Here is a 16,463-nt window from a genome sequence, read left to right on the forward strand (position 1 = left end):
ATTGGAGCATCTTAGAATTTCATGGTGCTAAAATAAGCATAAATACGGCAGACGTTGGAGCAAGACTGACGGGACACCATGTTGCACCGCCATATCAGAGGGGGCTCCATTACACAATGTTAATAAAGAAGGTTACTTGGCTTGAGCTCTTTTATGACTTATTGTTCGTAGCTGCTGTCTCTAAGGCCACTCATGTTTTACTACATGTTGAGCATGGTAGTATTTCGTGGGAACATATGGAAAAGTTTATTATGATTTTTATCCCAATATGGTGGGCTTGGGTGGGGCAAACGGTCTACAACAATCGTTTTGGGCAAGACAGTATAACGCATCGAATTTTTATGATCCTGCAATTGTTTTTCGTGTTGATCATGACCGCCAGCCTTAATATAGATTTTGATGCGTATTATGTATCTTTTTTTGTTGGCTATATTGGGTTAAGAGGTTTAACTGTCGTTCAATATTTACTTTCGGCATCCAAAGAAACGGCTCATAAACAGGAAACAGCTCGTTTTTTTGGTACCTATTTTTGGATTGGAATAGTCATCTCTAGTTTCTCCCTCTTCTTTGATTCTTGGGTTCGATATTTGATTTTATATACCGGTATAGCTATTGATATTCTCGTTCCTTTGATTGGCCGTAAAAAGTTGGTGATCACACCAATCCATACGGAGCATCTTTTAGAACGCTTTGCACAGTTCACGTTAATTCTGCTTGGCGAATCTGTGATAAGTATGCTTTCTGTTTTACAATCCGATCATTTTACGGTTTCTTCTGTTGTATTTGCTGCTTTGGCTTTTGTATTAGTCATCGCAATCTGGTGGCAATATTTTGAGAATATGGAGAAGCGCGTAGATAAATCAATACAATCAGCAGGCCAGACTATTATTTATGGTCATTTGTTTATTTATCTTTCCCTTAGCATGCTAGCTGCTTCGATTCAGCTCTTGTTTTTGGGACAAGTAGACTATATCTTTGTGCTTTGCTTTACCTTTGCTTCTGTTCTTATTTACTTTTTATCGGTTTTGCTGGTATTTCATCAGTACAGATTAAGTCATCTTAAACCTCGTCTCAGAGTCATTTTTTTCTTGACTGGAATACTCTGTGTCCTGTTTATCCTTAATATATTTATTGTCGTTCCCCCTCATCTCATCGTAGCTGAAATCATGCTTTTTTTTCTCCTGTTCGCTAAAACAACGGTTTGATCCGACTTTATAGGGAGGATATTTAACGCTGATTGGGGCGAAAAAGGGAACTTTATGCCCTCTCCTTTTCTTTCTTGGCAAAATAGGAGTATAATAGCATGGATGTGTAAAGTATTGTATAGAGAAAAAGGAGTGACCACACGATGAGTAAAATCGTACCTGTCGGCGTTTCCGCCCGTCATATTCACCTGACTCAAGAGCATATTGAAATTTTGTTCGGAGCAGGCTATCAATTAACTGAATTTAAACCTTTGTCCCAACCAGGACAATTTGCCGCAAATGAAACGGTAGCTGTAATTGGTTCTAAGGGCCAATTTGATAAGGTTCGCATTTTGGGACCTGCCCGTCCCGCTTCCCAATTGGAAATCTCTCGCACTGATTCCTTTGCTATTGGTGTAAAAGCACCTGTACGCGAATCTGGTAGCATTGATGGTACACCAGGAATCACGGTGAAAGGACCAGCTGGTGAAGTGGAACTGCAAGAAGGCGTGATTGTAGCAGCCCGCCATATTCATTTCCATACATCTGATGCAGCTAAATGGGACATTAAGGACAAGCAGTTGCTGAAAGTACGTGTCGGCGGCGAACGTGGCCTTGTATTTGAAAATGTTCTTGCACGTGTGTCCGATTCTTTTGCTTTGGATATGCACATTGATACAGATGAAGCGAACGGAGCCGGTGTGAAAAACGGTGACAACGCTGAAATCGTAGACTAATATACACGTATTTAAATGCCGGAAGGCTTAAAGAGTCCGATTCTTGCAAAAGAATCGGGCTTTTTACATACTATATAATTCATAAATACTTCACTTATGTACAAAAAGAACATGAGTTCATATCGACTTGATGGTATCTGCGGCTGATCTATGGCGATGGCCTATAAATCATGCTATAATTTAGTGTAATGCCTTTTTTAAAGGTTTTTTAGAACTTAAAATAAATTTACCCATGCCTAAAGATACAGTAAATCACAAATTAGCTCGTGAAATAGATGGTGTAAGGAGTGACTAAGGAATGGAAAAGAAAACAAAAGATTACTCCAAATATTTTGATTTCTCGGATGCGAAGATTATTTCTGAGGATGAGCATAGCAAAAAGATCCGTATTCGCGGACGTGAAATCAACATTATGGCGGAGCCGAACCATAGAAAAGAAAAGCAACGCGGTAAAGAGGACGTACAAGTACTGTATGATAACGCAGTCCCGGATGAGCTCAAGCATATCGGTGAGGGAAAGCATTATATCGTATACACATTTGGTTGCCAAATGAACGAGCATGATTCCGAAACCATAAAGGGCTTGCTAGAGCAAATGGGTTACCAGGCAACTGAGGATCGGAAGGAAGCAGACATCATTTTACTGAACACTTGTGCTATCCGTGAAAATGCGGAGGATAAAGTGTTTGGCGAGCTGGGTCACCTCAAGCATCTTAAAACAGAAAAGCCAGGACTGCTGCTCGGGGTGTGTGGCTGCATGTCACAAGAAGAGAATGTCGTTAACCGGATTATGCAAAAACACGGTTTTGTTGATATGATTTTTGGTACCCATAATATTCATCGTCTGCCTCAGCTCGTCAAGGAAGCACTCTTTAGCAAAGAAATGGTGGTCGAAGTGTGGTCTAAGGAAGGCGACATTATCGAAAACTTGCCGAAGAAGCGTGAGGGTATGCGGGCCTGGGTGAACATTATGTACGGTTGTGATAAATTTTGCACCTATTGCATAGTTCCCTTTACACGTGGTAAGGAAAGAAGCCGTCGCCCAGAGGATGTTATCGCTGAGGTACGGGATTTGGCACGTCAAGGCTTTAAAGAAATTACCTTACTGGGGCAGAATGTTAACGCTTATGGCAAGGATTTGAAAGATTTGAATTACAGATTTGGGGATCTGATGGATGATATGCGCAAAATCAATATCCCGCGTGTACGTTTTACGACATCACATCCACGTGATTTTGATGACCATTTGGTTGAAGTGCTTGGTAAGGGTGGCAATTTGGTGGAGCATATCCATCTGCCTGTTCAATCCGGTAATACGGATATATTGAAGAAAATGAACCGAAAATATACCCGTGAGCGTGTTCTGGAACTGGCCGCGAAGATTAAAGCAGCTGTTCCGCATGTTTCTCTGACAACAGATATCATTGTAGGTTTCCCTGGTGAAACAGACGAGCAGTTTGAAGATACTCTATCTCTGGTACGCGAGGTCGGCTATGACTTTGCCTACACATTTATTTATTCACCACGTGAAGGTACGCCAGCTGCTTCGATGGAAGATAATGTGCCTATGTCGGTCAAAAAAGAGCGTCTCCGGCGTCTGAACATTGCTGTGAACCAAAACAGCCTTCGCTTTAATAGTCGATTGCGTGGCGAAGTGGTTGAAGTGCTGGTGGAAGGCGAGAGCAAAAATGACAGCAAAGTGCTTGCCGGTCGGACCCGTTCCAATAAGCTTGTACATTTTGAGGGTTCTAAGGACCTGATTGGTTCCTTTGTTCAAGTGAAAATTACGGAACCTATGACCTTTTACATCAAAGGTGATCTGGTTGAAACGGCTGTAGCAGTTAACGGATAAAAGAATATTCTATCGGGTTGCATGCGGTCTGAGTAAAGGGCCGTGTGCAAGGCCGTCTAAGTGAGAAAAGGAGCGATGGGCAATGACAGAGGAGCGGTTGCAACAAACAGAACTTCAATCGGCGGCGCGCCAGCATGATCATATGGTCAATCGCGAAATGATATTGGCAAAAGCCAAAGAATTGGCAGGTATTTTGGGTAGCAGTGAGGAAGTGCAGGTATTCCGGAAAGCAGAAGAAAAGATTCAGGATCATGGGCGCATCCAGCAACTGATTGCAACGATGAAAAAGAAGCAAAAGGAAATTGTAGCATTTGAATCCTTGAAGAATCAAAAAATGATTGCCAAAATAGAGGCCGAGCTACAGGAGCTACAGGAAGAGCTTGACGGTATTCCAATTGTCACGGAGTTTCAGCAGAGTCAGGTGGAAATTAATGAGCTACTGCAAATGGTAATCATGGCGATCCGTGATACCGTTTCTGAGAAGGTGAACGTAGAAGAGGGGAAAAGCACTTCCTCGTCGAATTGCAGTGATTAGAATGAAATCTATGGTGTGGAGGCGTAGCTTCCACGCCTTTTTTTCGAAAGCAATTTACTATCGTATGTGTCTATAAGACATCAAGAGAAATGGGACAACATCGAAGGGATGGAAGCAAGGGAATGGATAAGTTGGGTAAGATGCTAGAGGGAGAAAATAATACTTTTTGGGATTATTTAGGGTGTGAGCTTATTGCAGCTGATGCAAACGAGGTACAGATCGCTTTGGAGGCCAAACAAGAGCATACCAATGTGATGGGTATTGTCCATGGGGGTGTACTTACTTCATTGATGGATCAGGCGATGGGGATGGTCAGTATGGCTTCACGAAATATGGATCCATGTGTAACAACGAACCTGAATGTTCATTTCTTGTCAGCCATGAGGCAAGGACGACTGGAGGTTAGGGCGCGAATTCTTCATCAAGGAGGTCGCACTATAACCACTGAGGCGGAAGTAAGAGATAGTGAAGGTACACTCGGTTCTACATCTACAGCAACCTTCCGAGTATTACGTACACAAGCAAGTGATTCAGGCAAGGCCTGACACTTGACAAAAATTTTTATTATGTCATAATGAATTTATCAAAACGATATAATATGGTGATGCCAATGGATAGCAATCGTATAAACGAAGAGGCGCAGAAGGCGTCGTACAACATTAAGAAATACCGTACCCCGGATGGAGCTCCAGCGGATATCGTTATGTTTACCTTAACGAAGCGGGAGCGTAAGACGGTAACAAAGACATTGCCGATTCGGGAGTTGAAAGTGATGCTCATCAAGCGCCGCAGTTGGCCGTTTGCGGGACGCTGGGCGTTGCCTGGAGGGTTTTGTCAGGAAGATGAATCTATGTATGGAGCTGCCAAGCGGGAGCTGTTAGAGGAAACAGGTGTGGACGGCGGGCATCTGGAGTATTTGGGTGTATATAGTGGACCGGGACGTGATCCGCGCGGGTGGATCATATCACATGCATTTTTTGCGCTGGTAGAAGAATGGATGTTGGAACAGCGTCAGGCGGCCGATGATGCTTCCGAGGTCGGGCTATTCACGATCCGCGAAGCGTTGGAGGAATTGGAGCTGGCATTCGATCACCGGGATATCATAGTAGACGCTTATCGCAAAATTCAGTTGCAGATGCTTCAGACGACGATCGCCAAGCAGTTTTTACCGCTACATTTTACACTTGGTGAATTATATCAGGTGATTCAGAGTGTCGTACCGGATTTCGAAGAGCCAAACTTTATTCGCAAAATAACATCGACTCGTAGCAGGCAGGGGATACTGGAAGAAGTGCGTGATGAGAACGGCAAACCGCTCAGTTCCAACCAGTATTCACAAAGACCGGCACAGTTGTACCGTTTTAGTGACAGAGTACCGCGTTTATCTATCTACACGTAACGTCTAATGTAATAGGTTACGCATAGAACGTACAATTTCACTTTGAGGATAAGGAGCTGACCGTACGATGCAGGCACTAATTGTTATTGATTACACGAAAGATTTTGTGGACGGTAGTTTGCCTGTAGGACAACCTGCGATTGAGTTGGATGAACGGATCGCAGCAATTACGCAGGCATACGTGGATCAAGGGGACTTTGTTGTCATGGCTGTGGATTTGCATGAGGAGAACGACCTTTATCACCCGGAGAGCAAGCTGTTTCCTCCACATAATATACGTGGAACCAACGGACGACATTTGTATGGCAAGCTTCGTAGCCTCTATGAGCAACAAAGTGATCTTATCTACTGGTTGAATAAAACACGGTACAGTGCTTTTGCGGGCACAGATCTGGAGCTCAGGCTACGTGAACGTGGTATTCTGGAAGTTCACCTGATTGGTGTGTGTACAGATATATGTGTGCTGCATACGGCTGTAGATGCTTATAACAAAGGTTTTGCTATTACCGTATACAAGGACGCTGTGGCGAGCTTTAATCAAGCTGGACATGATTGGGCTTTGGGTCATTTTGAAGGAAGTCTTGGAGCCGCGGTAAGGTCGGCTGAGGACACGGTTTTACGTCAGAAGAAGTAAAATAACTTAACGATTGTGCACCAATGTCCGATAACAAAATGGAGCCGGATATTGCTGAATCTGGGTAGATGAGGCGGTACGCTGCCACAAACCTGGGGACAGTCAGAGAGGATGATTACGATGCAGTCAACGAGCCTCGCATTACATACAGATAAATATCAGATTAATATGATGTACGCCCATTGGGTGAACGGAAGTCATCAGCGTAAAGCTGTGTTCGAGGCGTATTTCCGTAAACTCCCTTTTGGTAATGGATACGCCGTGTTCGCTGGTCTGGAACGCATTGTGAATTATATTGCAAATTTGCGGTTTACAGAAGAGGACATTCGCTACCTGTCTGAACAGGAGGAGAAATACGATCCCATGTTCATGGAGGCGCTTCGCCAGTTTAAGTTTGGTGGAACGGTCCATTCGATGAAAGAAGGAGCACTTGTTTTTCCAAACGAGCCTTTGGTACGTGTTGAAGGAACGATTATGGAAACGCAGCTTGTCGAGACGGCATTGCTGAATTTTATGAACTATCAGACGCTCATTGCGACAAAGGCATCACGCATCAAGCAGGTGGCAAGTGACGATACACTGCTCGAATTTGGGACACGGCGTGCGCAGGAAGCTGATGCGGCGATTTGGGGAGCACGAGCAGCTTATGTGGCAGGTTTTGACGCGACTTCTAATATGCTGGCAGGCGAGCACTTTGGAATCCCGACGAAGGGGACACATGCCCATTCATGGGTGCAGACCTTTATGACAGAGCAGGAGGCGTTTGACGTGTATGCGAAGGTTTTACCAGACCAGGTTACACTGTTGGTAGACACCTTTGACACGCTGGAAAGCGGTGTTCCTCATGCGATTCGGACAGCAAAAATGCTGGAGAGTCAGGGCAAGCGTATGAATGCAATCCGTCTGGATAGCGGTGACTTGGCTTATCTATCCATTCAGGCGCGGGAAATGCTCGATGCTGAAGGCTTAGATTACGTACAAATTGTAGCTTCCAATGATTTGGACGAAAATACGATTTTTAACCTGAAAGCCCAAGGGGCACGTATTGATGTATGGGGTGTAGGAACACAGCTTATTACGGCTTCAGATCAACCATCGCTCGGCGGGGTGTACAAGCTGGTTGAGCGTGAAGTGGATGGCGAAATGTTGCCGACGATTAAGATCTCGGGTAACCCAGAAAAAGTATCCACACCAGGCAAGAAGGATGTATATCGCATTGTGGATAAGAAGAAAGGGAGAGCTGTAGCCGATTATATTTCTTTCCCGGATGAAGAGCGTCCGCGTAATGGTAAGCGCCTGAAGCTGTTTAACCCTTTGCATCCGTATATGAAGAAGTATGTAGAAAATTATGAAGCCGTGCCAATGCTTGAGCCTATTTTTATAAATGGACAGAAGGTATATGAGCTTCCTGAGCTGGATGAAATTCGTGCCTACCATACTTCACAGTTGAAACTGTTTTGGCCAGAATATTTGCGGAAGCTGAACCCTGAAATTTATCGTGTAAATCTGAGCGAGAAGGTATGGGAGCTGAAGCAAAAGCTGATCGACAGCTATATGCAGCCCGAAGTTGAAGAAAAAGAATAGTTGGAAGAGGCACCTCATGAATGTATGGGGTGCCTTTTTGTGTCGCGGCATGTAGGAAATAGGAGCTTATTTATAAATTTCTCTCATCACATGTCGTAGCTCAGGGACAATAATGCGTTCCATTGCCAAACGAACGGCTCCGCGTGAGCCAGGCATAGAAAATACAGCTGTCCGACCCACAGTACCAGCTACAGCCCGGCTTAATATAGCTGCTGAACCAATGTCCTCAGCAAAGCTTAAATAACGGAAGATTTCCCCAAAGCCAGGTAGTTCCTTATCCAGTAGAGAGGAGACGGCTTCATATGTAGTATCACGTGGAGAAATACCGGTACCGCCTGTCAAAAGTACAGCCTCGATGTCATTCTGTGCCGCTGCTTCAGATACTAACTGCTGAATACCTTCGTAGTCATCCTTGACGATGACATATCGAACAACCTTATATCCATTGGTTTCTAGTAGATCCATGAGCAATTGTCCCCCGGTATCTGTTTCCACGGTACGTGTGTCCGAGACAGTCACGACCATGCAATTAACCTGTTGCGGGGATTCCTGTCGATGCTCCTCTACGGAAGACATATTCATTAAAATGTTCACTCCTTGATCGATGGTTAGACATATACTTTTTACAATAGAGCAATGACTGAGTGTATGCAAGTCAGAAACAAGGGCTAAAAATCCATGTGATTAATATCCTTGCACTTACATACTGGAATATAGTACACTTCCTTACATAAGTCGGGATTGTTTTGTTTTTATTTTATTGTAAGCGCGCACATCAAATGATTAAACTCAAGGATCAGCGGGTAATAGTACAGCAGGGTCAACAACTGGGAGGTAATGTAATATGAATCATTCATACCAACAATGCGTGGATGCTTGCCTGGAATGTATGAACGCTTGCAATGTATGTTACGTAGCGAGTTTGAAGGAATATGATTTAGCTATGCTGCGTGAATGTATTCGAGTGAGTAGGGAATGTGCAGAAATATGCGGATTTGCTGCTCAAATGCTGCAGCGCGGAACGGATTTTGCCGAGCAAATCTGTGAGCTGTGCGCCAAGGGCTGTGAGGTATGTGCTGCTGAAAGCAGCAAGCATTCCCATGATCATTGCAAACATTGTGCAGAAGCCTGCCGTCGTTGCGTTCAGGCCTGCCGCCAATTGGTGGCAGTGTAATTACATATATGGAACTAGTGCCTGAAGAGGAAAAAAAAGGTTGCTTTCTACTGAATAGGTTTGTATAATGATTGGAATTAACGTCATGGAACGGGAGAGTAGCAGCGGAGCCGTATCATTACAGCGAGCCGGAAGAGGTGGAAGCCGGTATGAGGTCCGATGTGAAGCGCACCCGGGAGACGGTTGATCCAACGAGCAGAATTTCTAGTAGATCAGCCCGGCAGACACCGTTATTAGTCATTGGAGTGAAATCGCGATTTGTGTAAGTTAGCTTTAGCTGCACAACCGATTTACGAAGAGTGGTACCGCGGGGATATTGAAGTTCTCGTCTCTTGAATTATTTCAAGAGGCGGGGGCTTTTTTTGTTAGATTCTATAAAAAGAAGGAGAGAGATCATGTTAGTGAGGATTGCTGCTCAAGCGATATTGGCCCATACGGGCTTGGAGGAGAAAGAAGTTTTATCATTATTTGAGGTGCCACCGCAGCCTGAATGGGGAGATGTGGCGTTTCCCTGTTTTGTGCTGGCTAAAAAGTTTCAAAAGTCTCCGCAGCACATTGCAATGGAATTAGCGGAGCTAGTGAGCCATGAAGAAGGTTTCACTGCTTCAGCATCGGGTGCCTACGTAAATATAACATTGGATCGATCGGTTCATATTCCGCTTATGCTTGCTGAATTGAGCAAGGCTGATTTCCTCAGGCCCAATATCGGACACGGACAGCGGGTGGTCATTGATATGTCCTCGCCCAATATTGCCAAACCGTTTGGTATTGGTCATCTTCGCTCTACTGTTATTGGTGCTGCCTTGTATCGCATACTTGGTGAAACCGGATATGTCCCAATTAGTGTGAATCATCTTGGGGATTGGGGAACACAGTTTGGCAAGCAAATTGCGGCCTATAAAAGATGGGGAAATGAGGAACAGCTACAACATGATCCGATTGGTGAATCACTGAAACTGTATGTGCGTTTTCATCAGGAGGCCGAGCATGATCCGGCTTTGGAAGATGAAGGCCGCGAGTGGTTCCGACGTTTGGAGCAGGGAGACGCAGAGGCTCAACAACTATGGAAATTTTTTGTTGAAGTCAGTCTGGGTGAATTTGATCGTATGTACCAGCGCCTGAACATTACATTTGACCATGTGCTGGGAGAAAGTTTTTACAATGATAAGATGCAGGCAGTTGTTGCTCAATTAAGAGCAAAGGGATTGCTGGAGGAAAGTGATGGCGCGCTTGTAGTTCGTCTGGAAGACGAGGAACTGCCGCCATGTCTTATTCTAAAAAAGGATGGGACTACCATTTATCCGACACGTGATCTGGCAACAGCGATTTATCGTCATGAAGTGATGAAGGCTGATCGGCTTCTATACGTCGTTGGTGGGGAACAGAAGCTGCATTTCCAGCAGGTGTTTGCGGTGCTGAAACATGCAGGAGAGGCATGGGCGGAGCAGTGTGAGCATGTGCCGTTTGGATTAATGCGGTTTGCGGGTAAGAAAATGTCTACAAGACGTGGAAAAGTTGTCAAACTGGAGGAGGTGCTGGATGAAGCTATAGCGCGTGCTCAAGCCATCATTACTCAGAAGAATCCCGATTTGCAGGAACGACAGGCAGTAGCAGAGGACGTTGGTATTGGGGCGATTATTTTTGGTGACTTAAAAAACAACCGGCTGAATGAAGTGGATTTTTCGTTGGAGGAAGCGCTGACCTTTGAAGGTGAGACCGGGCCTTATGTGCAGTATACTCATGCGCGCATACGCAGCCTTCTGGAGAAAGCTCATGCTCGCGCCGATGTTGATGTTACTACTAATTCTAGCGACAACGCCCTTGTCCAAGATAGCCATTCTCGTGATTTGAATGACATATCGGATGAAATGTTAGGTGACGCAGGTTGGGCGCTGCTTAAGCAGTTGGATCGTTATCACGGACAACTGATACGTGCGGCTCGCCAACTGGAGCCTTCGGTTATTGCGAGATTTGCACTGGATACGGCCCAGGCGTTCAACCGTTTTTACGCCAAGGAAAGGATTGTCGATGGTGGACGCTGGCGTATTCAATTGGCGGAACAAACTGCGGATATTCTGGCATGCGCGCTGCAACTTCTTGGTCTGAAAGCACCGAATCGGATGTAAGCAAAGAGAACAAAGGGGAGCGAGGTTTGCCGGCGGGATACTGCTACCCAGATCCGGTTCTTCCAAGGGGATACTGTAAAAGGTAATCTGTTACAGGCACTTTTGGGTATGTGTAAAGATTGTGAGCAGAAAAGAGTTAGACGGGTTACACTAATCGCAGGTATTCCACTGTTTTGCAACCAATTTGTGCATATTTGAAACATTTGATGCTTTTATTGCGTCGGTAAGTATAGAAGCAAAGTAAACATGGAGGTGTATCTCATGAAAAAAAATAAAAGCGTGGCAGTTGCCCTGCTTGTCGTCTGCTCATTGGCTGTGGCTACGTCGGCTTCTGCTTTTCGTGATATAAAGGGAGCTGAACAGGAGAAGATCGTAAAGTCACTTCAGGATAAAGGAATTATCCAAGGAATAACCAAGGATAAATTTGCACCGGATCAAACGCTCACCTATGCACAAGGAGTACATTTGGTTGTTCGTGCGATGGATCTTCAGGTAATGCCTGATTTCACAACGGGTTCCTTTGCAAACATTCCGGCTTCCGCATGGTATGCTCAGTCCTATCGGATTGCGGCCCAACACCAAATTCCTTTGTCACCAGATATTGATCCAAGCACCCGTATGACAAGAGAACAATTTGCGAATATTCTGTATAAAGCAGTGAGTGCAACGGGTGAATATCCAACTGTCCGTATGTTAGTTAATGTAGCGGATGGCAAAAAATTAGATCAGGAATCAAACGCAGCAGTTCAATTCCTGCTGTTGACCAAAATTGCAAAATTGGACGAACAGAGCAACTTTAACCCGGATCGTAAAGTAACGCGGATGGAGGCAGCAGAAATGGTCTATAACGCATCCGAATTTGTACAAAGTCATAAAACGGTTGAAGCTACTCCTGAAAATCCGGCTGAGCCTGTAGATCCGGTTCAACAAAATAATATTAGTATGAGCATAGAGAAGACAAATGACCAGCAGAACAAAGTGACAATCACCCGTCTGCAGGCACCTAATCCAGGTTACGGCATTGAAGTGGATCACATCGACTACGTAGATGATACGAATGCAGTAATTTACTACAAGCTGACTAGTCCAAAGCCAGGGGAAATGAATATTCAGGTCATTACGGATACCCACACAAGTACGTTGGTAGACAGCAAGTATAAGGTTACGCTCAAAGCAGTAGATGGAACAGTGTTTCCACCCACAGGAACAGGCACGTCTGTAGCTAAATAAAATTACAAACCATATGTCCTATATAAAAATAAACCAGCGAGCCTCCAATGTGTAGGAGAGGCTCGCTGGTTTTTTCATGCCAAATGTTCATCGTTAGCCCTAAGCAATTGGGCTATTCAAGCTTTAAATGCTGACTTTGCCAGTAAGCAAGTCATCTTGCGCAGGAGGCGTAGCAGAGATTGGATCTGATTCTGTTGCAACTGTTCCCGACTGGAGCTGATACATTTGGAAGTAACGCCCGCCTTGGGCCATAAGTTCATCATGGCTACCCCGTTCAACAATTTCACCCCGATGCAGCACCAAAATTTGGTCCGCACTGCGAATGGTGGACAAACGGTGAGCAATGATAAAGGTCGTACGTCCCTTCTTGAGCACCTCAAGAGCGGATTGGATGAGCGCTTCCGTTTCGGTGTCAATATTGGCAGTAGCTTCATCCAGAATTAAAATTGCGGGATCAAAGGCTAGTGCACGAGCGAAGGAAATAAGCTGGCGTTGCCCGGCTGATAAGGTGCTGCCTTTTTCAATAACAGGCTCATCGAATCCTTGCGGCAAATGGGCCAGCAATTTGTCGGCTCCAACGTCATGCAGCGCTTTATTCACCTGTTCTCTCGTGATTCGGCTGTCTTCGAGACTGACATTAGAGGCTACCGTACCTGTAAACAAATATGGATCTTGAAGAACAATACCCATATGATGGCGAAGCCATTGCTTAGGGATGTCTTTGACAGACGTTCCGTCAATGGTGATCGTTCCTTTTTGCGGATCATAGAACCGGAATAGCAGGTTGATAATCGAACTTTTGCCTGATCCGGTATGTCCGACAAGGGCAACTGTTTGCCCGGGCTGTGCTGTAAAGGAAATATGTTTAAGTACATCATCCTTTTTGTAGGCAAAGGAAACGTCGTTAAACTCTACCTGGCCTTTGTAGCGCGGCATCGTGCCGTCCGTCACCGGCTCTCCAGTTTCGTCCATCAACTCAAATACGCGTCCTGAGGATACGATGGAAGTATCCAGTACGGCGAGTTGGTTGACCATACCCGTCATAGGTTGGAACAGTCGACCCAGCACATCGACGAAGGCATACAATACGCCTAGTGAAACAGCACTACCTGTAGTTCCGAGCGCCTCAGATCCGAAATACCACAACACGACGGCAAAGGCGAGATTTCTCAACACGTTGACTAAATTGTGCGAAGTGAAAGCGTTCAAATTCAGCATTTTATTCTGATGCTTCATATAGTCATCATTCAGTTCTTCAAACTCTTGCTGCGTTTGTTTCTGGTGGCGGAACACGCGAATAATGGACATCCCTTGAATCGATTCATTGATAATCGCATTAATTTCACTGAGTCTGGACCGAATGATCGTATTATAGCGGGTGGCGACCTTGCGATACAATACAATCCACAAGATCAGTAACGGTACAATAAACAGAGAGATAAGACCCAGTCTGAAGTCCAGCAAAAAGAGTGCAACATATACTCCTGCCATCGTTACAATCCCTGAAGTGAAATTGGAGAGCACAGCCACAAACAAATCTTTGACTGCCTCAGTGTCATTCGTAACACGGGATACGACTTTGCCTGCAGGCAAGTTATCAAAAAAGTAAACTGGCAGCCGCTGGATGTGAGCGTAGAGATCAAGCCGAAGCTTTTGTATGACCTTGTTCGCCGAGGATTGCAGCCAGTATGTTTTGCCGAATTCAGCAAAAATGGAAATAACCAGGAAGAAGCAATACCAGCCAATCAGCTGAAAGATACCGGGCATTTCCGGTTTGTAAAAGCTATACAGTTCATCAGCTGTCAGAGCCTTAGCTTCATAGCGAAAGGTTTCGGAGCCGCGTGTCACAGTCAGCGTTCCGTTCGTAAAGGAGCGGTTACCGTCAGCCACTTGAACCGAGCCATCGACAAATACGAAAGATTTCCCAACTTGTAAAATCCTCGCTTCGCGACCTTTAGTCTCCCCGGACTCAAAGCGATCTTCACGCTTAAAGTGGGTTCCAGCATAGCTTACAGTTCCGTCCACACGAGTCGTTTCATAAAATGGTTTTTCAATAGCGAGCATATGGTCGTCGATCATCGTTTTAGCGATGAAGGGACCAGCCAGCTCGGCGGCTACTCCGATAGCCAAAGCGATGAGAGCGGCGATAAAGCCTGCTTTGCTCGTCAGCGCGTACTGAAATAGCCTTTTGCCGATATTGGGTTTCATTAGGATACCTCCCCTGAGGTCAGATCAGATTCCACTTGTTGCCGTTCATACTGTTGTCGGTACCATCCGTCAGCCTGAAGTAGCTCGCTGTGGGTCCCTTCCTCAATAATGCGTCCTTGCTCCAGCACGACGATCCGGTCTGCATGTTCTACAGCGGAAAGGCGGTGGGTGGAGATCAAGGTTGTTTTACCCGAGCGCTTACGTCGGATATTGTCAATAATCCTTGCTTCCGTCCGGGCATCTACTGCAGATAGTGCATCGTCGAGCAATAGAATATCCGGATCACCGATAAAGGCGCGCGCCAGCGAAACACGCTGCTTCTGGCCGCCGGACAGGGCGATACCTTTTTCTCCGACCAGTGTATCCAGCCCATCAGACAGGGTACCTAAATCCTGGTCGAAGGCAGCAGTACGGATAGCTTCCATAATGTCGTCGTCATCTGCATGAGGTTTTCCGAATTGAATGTTCTCGCGCACCGATTTGGAAAACAAAATTTGCTCTTGCGGCACGTAGCCGATCCAGCTGTGTAGTTGTTCTACTGCAATGTCCTCTAGACGTATGCCGGAGATTAAAATATCACCACTACCCGTCGGATATTCATGTAGTAGCTGTTTGAGCAGCGTGGATTTCCCACTGCCTGTTCTACCGACGACACCTAGCGTTTCTCCGCGTTTGAGCTCCAGACTCACATGTGACAGATTGTCAATAGTAGAGGTAGGGTAACGGAAGGTAACGTCTTTCATCCTGATGGATTCGAGGCGATCCACTGGAACAGGTTGAGCTGCATCTTGAACATCTGGCTGGACATCGAGAGTTTCATTAACCCGGTCCAAGGAAGCGCTACCGCGCTGCATAATGTTAATCAGCTCTCCAATGGCAAACATCGGCCAAATCATCATTCCTAGATACATATTAAAGGAGACCAGTTCGCCTAGCGTGATATCGTTATGAAATACCAGATAAATACCATACCCGAGTCCAATGACGTAGCTAAGTCCTACACATAAACGAATTGTTGGTTCAAAGAGGGCATCCATCCGAGCGACAGCCAGATTTTTACGAAATACATCGTCGGTAATATCGGCGAAACGCTTTTCGTCCATTCGTTCTTGCACATAGGCGCGAATGACTCGGATACCTGCCACGGATTCCAACACCTGATCGTTCATATCACCAAATGCATCTTGTGCCAGTGTGTAACGCTCGTGAACGGCTTTACCGTAAATGCTCATAGCCAGTGCGATAAAAGGTAGGGGCAGGATAGCTGCCAGTGTCAACTTCCAACTGATTAGAGTGCCCATGGCAACTAATACCACGCTCAGATAGACCGTAGAGTCTGTCAGTGTCAGCATGCCGAAGCCCGCTGTACTTGCTACGGAGCGAAGGTCGTTCGTGGCACGAGCCATCAGATCCCCAGTGCGGTTGCGTTCAAAAAATGGAGGGGTCATTCGCAGCAGATGATTCATAAAGCGTGTGCGCAGTAGGCGTTCCACCAGATTGGCACCACCAAACAGCTTGTGCATCCATATGTACGTAATGTAGTAGATGACGGCTAGAATGCCTATGATGTACAAAATATAACGCCAAAGTGAGGACCAGGAAATTGAACCACGCACAATTTCATCAATGGCACTACCAAGCAGCCGAGGTGGAGCAAGCTCCAGCACACCAACGGCTATCAGCAAAAACAATCCAATGGAGTATCGGCTTCGTTCTCTTTTAAAAAACCAGCTCAAATTTTTAAGTACCGAAAACAAGAGGAATCCCATCCTTTCATGATAAGTTCATTCGAGAGTTGTG

General features: G+C 45.5%; 14 protein-coding genes and 1 other annotated feature. Of the genes, 11 read left to right on the forward strand and 3 right to left on the reverse strand.

Annotated features, from left to right (window positions below; genetic code table 11):
• Positions 1-116: 116 nt before the first annotated feature.
• The 8 genes from NLX74_RS03710 (at position 117) to NLX74_RS03745 (ending at position 7,925) form a co-directional block, all read left to right on the forward strand.
• A complete protein-coding gene (locus NLX74_RS03710; RefSeq protein WP_254327958.1) occupies positions 117-1,205 on the forward strand; it encodes a low temperature requirement protein A in 1,089 nt (362 codons plus the stop codon).
• Between the two features lie 143 nt (positions 1,206-1,348).
• Positions 1,349-1,921, forward strand: a complete 573-nt coding sequence (gene pduL / locus NLX74_RS03715) for a phosphate propanoyltransferase (protein WP_013309962.1) — start codon at positions 1,349-1,351, stop codon at positions 1,919-1,921.
• Between the two features lie 298 nt (positions 1,922-2,219).
• The gene (gene miaB / locus NLX74_RS03720) at positions 2,220-3,773 is read left to right on the forward strand and encodes a tRNA (N6-isopentenyl adenosine(37)-C2)-methylthiotransferase MiaB (protein ID WP_013309963.1); all 1,554 of its coding nucleotides are present in this window, start codon (positions 2,220-2,222) and stop codon (positions 3,771-3,773) included.
• A gap of 82 nt (positions 3,774-3,855) precedes the next feature.
• A complete protein-coding gene (locus NLX74_RS03725) occupies positions 3,856-4,308 on the forward strand; it encodes a YlbF/YmcA family competence regulator (protein WP_254327959.1) in 453 nt (150 codons plus the stop codon).
• Positions 4,309-4,430: 122 nt separating this feature from the next.
• Complete coding sequence (locus NLX74_RS03730; protein ID WP_235308148.1) at positions 4,431-4,853, forward strand: PaaI family thioesterase; 423 nt, start codon at positions 4,431-4,433, stop codon at positions 4,851-4,853.
• Between the two features lie 65 nt (positions 4,854-4,918).
• Positions 4,919-5,707, forward strand: coding sequence for an NUDIX domain-containing protein (locus NLX74_RS03735; RefSeq protein WP_023988247.1), 789 nt, complete (start codon positions 4,919-4,921; stop codon positions 5,705-5,707).
• Positions 5,708-5,774: 67 nt separating this feature from the next.
• The gene (locus NLX74_RS03740; RefSeq protein ID WP_254327960.1) at positions 5,775-6,341 is read left to right on the forward strand and encodes a cysteine hydrolase family protein; all 567 of its coding nucleotides are present in this window, start codon (positions 5,775-5,777) and stop codon (positions 6,339-6,341) included.
• A gap of 120 nt (positions 6,342-6,461) precedes the next feature.
• On the forward strand, positions 6,462-7,925 hold the full coding sequence (locus NLX74_RS03745) for a nicotinate phosphoribosyltransferase (RefSeq protein WP_023988249.1): 1,464 nt from the start codon (positions 6,462-6,464) through the stop codon (positions 7,923-7,925).
• A 66-nt stretch (positions 7,926-7,991) separates the two neighbouring features.
• Here NLX74_RS03745 and NLX74_RS03750 read toward each other — a convergent pair whose 3' ends face one another.
• Positions 7,992-8,507: a MogA/MoaB family molybdenum cofactor biosynthesis protein gene (locus NLX74_RS03750; protein ID WP_039273566.1), complete on the reverse strand. Its 516-nt coding sequence runs from the start codon at positions 8,505-8,507 to the stop codon at positions 7,992-7,994.
• A 262-nt stretch (positions 8,508-8,769) separates the two neighbouring features.
• Between NLX74_RS03750 and NLX74_RS03755 the strand changes: the two genes are divergently transcribed.
• From NLX74_RS03755 to NLX74_RS03765, 3 genes are all read left to right on the forward strand, one after another.
• Positions 8,770-9,099 carry a four-helix bundle copper-binding protein gene (locus NLX74_RS03755; RefSeq protein WP_254327961.1) on the forward strand — a complete coding sequence of 110 codons (330 nt, stop codon included), beginning with the start codon at positions 8,770-8,772 and terminating at the stop codon, positions 9,097-9,099.
• A gap of 77 nt (positions 9,100-9,176) precedes the next feature.
• Positions 9,177-9,435 (forward strand) — a binding site (T-box leader).
• A 59-nt stretch (positions 9,436-9,494) separates the two neighbouring features.
• Complete coding sequence (gene argS / locus NLX74_RS03760) at positions 9,495-11,225, forward strand: arginine--tRNA ligase (protein WP_254327962.1); 1,731 nt, start codon at positions 9,495-9,497, stop codon at positions 11,223-11,225.
• 261 nt (positions 11,226-11,486) lie between these two features.
• Positions 11,487-12,455, forward strand: coding sequence for an S-layer homology domain-containing protein (locus NLX74_RS03765; RefSeq protein WP_061829413.1), 969 nt, complete (start codon positions 11,487-11,489; stop codon positions 12,453-12,455).
• A 123-nt stretch (positions 12,456-12,578) separates the two neighbouring features.
• Here the strand turns inward: NLX74_RS03765 and NLX74_RS03770 are convergent, their stop codons facing one another.
• Together NLX74_RS03770 and NLX74_RS03775 are read right to left on the reverse strand one after the other, a co-directional pair.
• The gene (locus tag NLX74_RS03770; protein ID WP_235308152.1) at positions 12,579-14,663 is read right to left on the reverse strand and encodes an ABC transporter ATP-binding protein; all 2,085 of its coding nucleotides are present in this window, start codon (positions 14,661-14,663) and stop codon (positions 12,579-12,581) included.
• On the reverse strand, positions 14,663-16,420 hold the full coding sequence (locus NLX74_RS03775; RefSeq protein ID WP_069291749.1) for an ABC transporter ATP-binding protein: 1,758 nt from the start codon (positions 16,418-16,420) through the stop codon (positions 14,663-14,665). Before NLX74_RS03775 ends, NLX74_RS03770 begins: the two co-directional genes overlap by 1 nt.
• Between the last annotated feature and the right edge of the window lie 43 nt (positions 16,421-16,463).

The sequence above is a fragment of the Paenibacillus sp. MZ03-122A genome (genome assembly GCF_024213325.1).
GTDB classification, from domain to species: Bacteria; Bacillota; Bacilli; order Paenibacillales; family Paenibacillaceae; genus Paenibacillus; species Paenibacillus polymyxa_B.

What these genes read in the sequence shown, in the direction of transcription:
- NLX74_RS03710 (WP_254327958.1), top strand. Translation starts at nt 117, where the DNA reads ATGTTAATAAAGAAGGTTACTTGGCTTGAGCTCTTTTATGACTTATTG.
- pduL (WP_013309962.1), top strand. Translation starts at nt 1,349, where the DNA reads ATGAGTAAAATCGTACCTGTCGGCGTTTCCGCCCGTCATATTCACCTG.
- miaB (WP_013309963.1), top strand. Translation starts at nt 2,220, where the DNA reads ATGGAAAAGAAAACAAAAGATTACTCCAAATATTTTGATTTCTCGGAT.
- NLX74_RS03725 (WP_254327959.1), top strand. Translation starts at nt 3,856, where the DNA reads ATGACAGAGGAGCGGTTGCAACAAACAGAACTTCAATCGGCGGCGCGC.
- NLX74_RS03730 (WP_235308148.1), top strand. Translation starts at nt 4,431, where the DNA reads ATGGATAAGTTGGGTAAGATGCTAGAGGGAGAAAATAATACTTTTTGG.
- NLX74_RS03735 (WP_023988247.1), top strand. Translation starts at nt 4,919, where the DNA reads ATGGATAGCAATCGTATAAACGAAGAGGCGCAGAAGGCGTCGTACAAC.
- NLX74_RS03740 (WP_254327960.1), top strand. Translation starts at nt 5,775, where the DNA reads ATGCAGGCACTAATTGTTATTGATTACACGAAAGATTTTGTGGACGGT.
- NLX74_RS03745 (WP_023988249.1), top strand. Translation starts at nt 6,462, where the DNA reads ATGCAGTCAACGAGCCTCGCATTACATACAGATAAATATCAGATTAAT.
- NLX74_RS03750 (WP_039273566.1), bottom strand. Translation starts at nt 8,507, where the DNA reads ATGAATATGTCTTCCGTAGAGGAGCATCGACAGGAATCCCCGCAACAG.
- NLX74_RS03755 (WP_254327961.1), top strand. Translation starts at nt 8,770, where the DNA reads ATGAATCATTCATACCAACAATGCGTGGATGCTTGCCTGGAATGTATG.
- argS (WP_254327962.1), top strand. Translation starts at nt 9,495, where the DNA reads ATGTTAGTGAGGATTGCTGCTCAAGCGATATTGGCCCATACGGGCTTG.
- NLX74_RS03765 (WP_061829413.1), top strand. Translation starts at nt 11,487, where the DNA reads ATGAAAAAAAATAAAAGCGTGGCAGTTGCCCTGCTTGTCGTCTGCTCA.
- NLX74_RS03770 (WP_235308152.1), bottom strand. Translation starts at nt 14,663, where the DNA reads ATGAAACCCAATATCGGCAAAAGGCTATTTCAGTACGCGCTGACGAGC.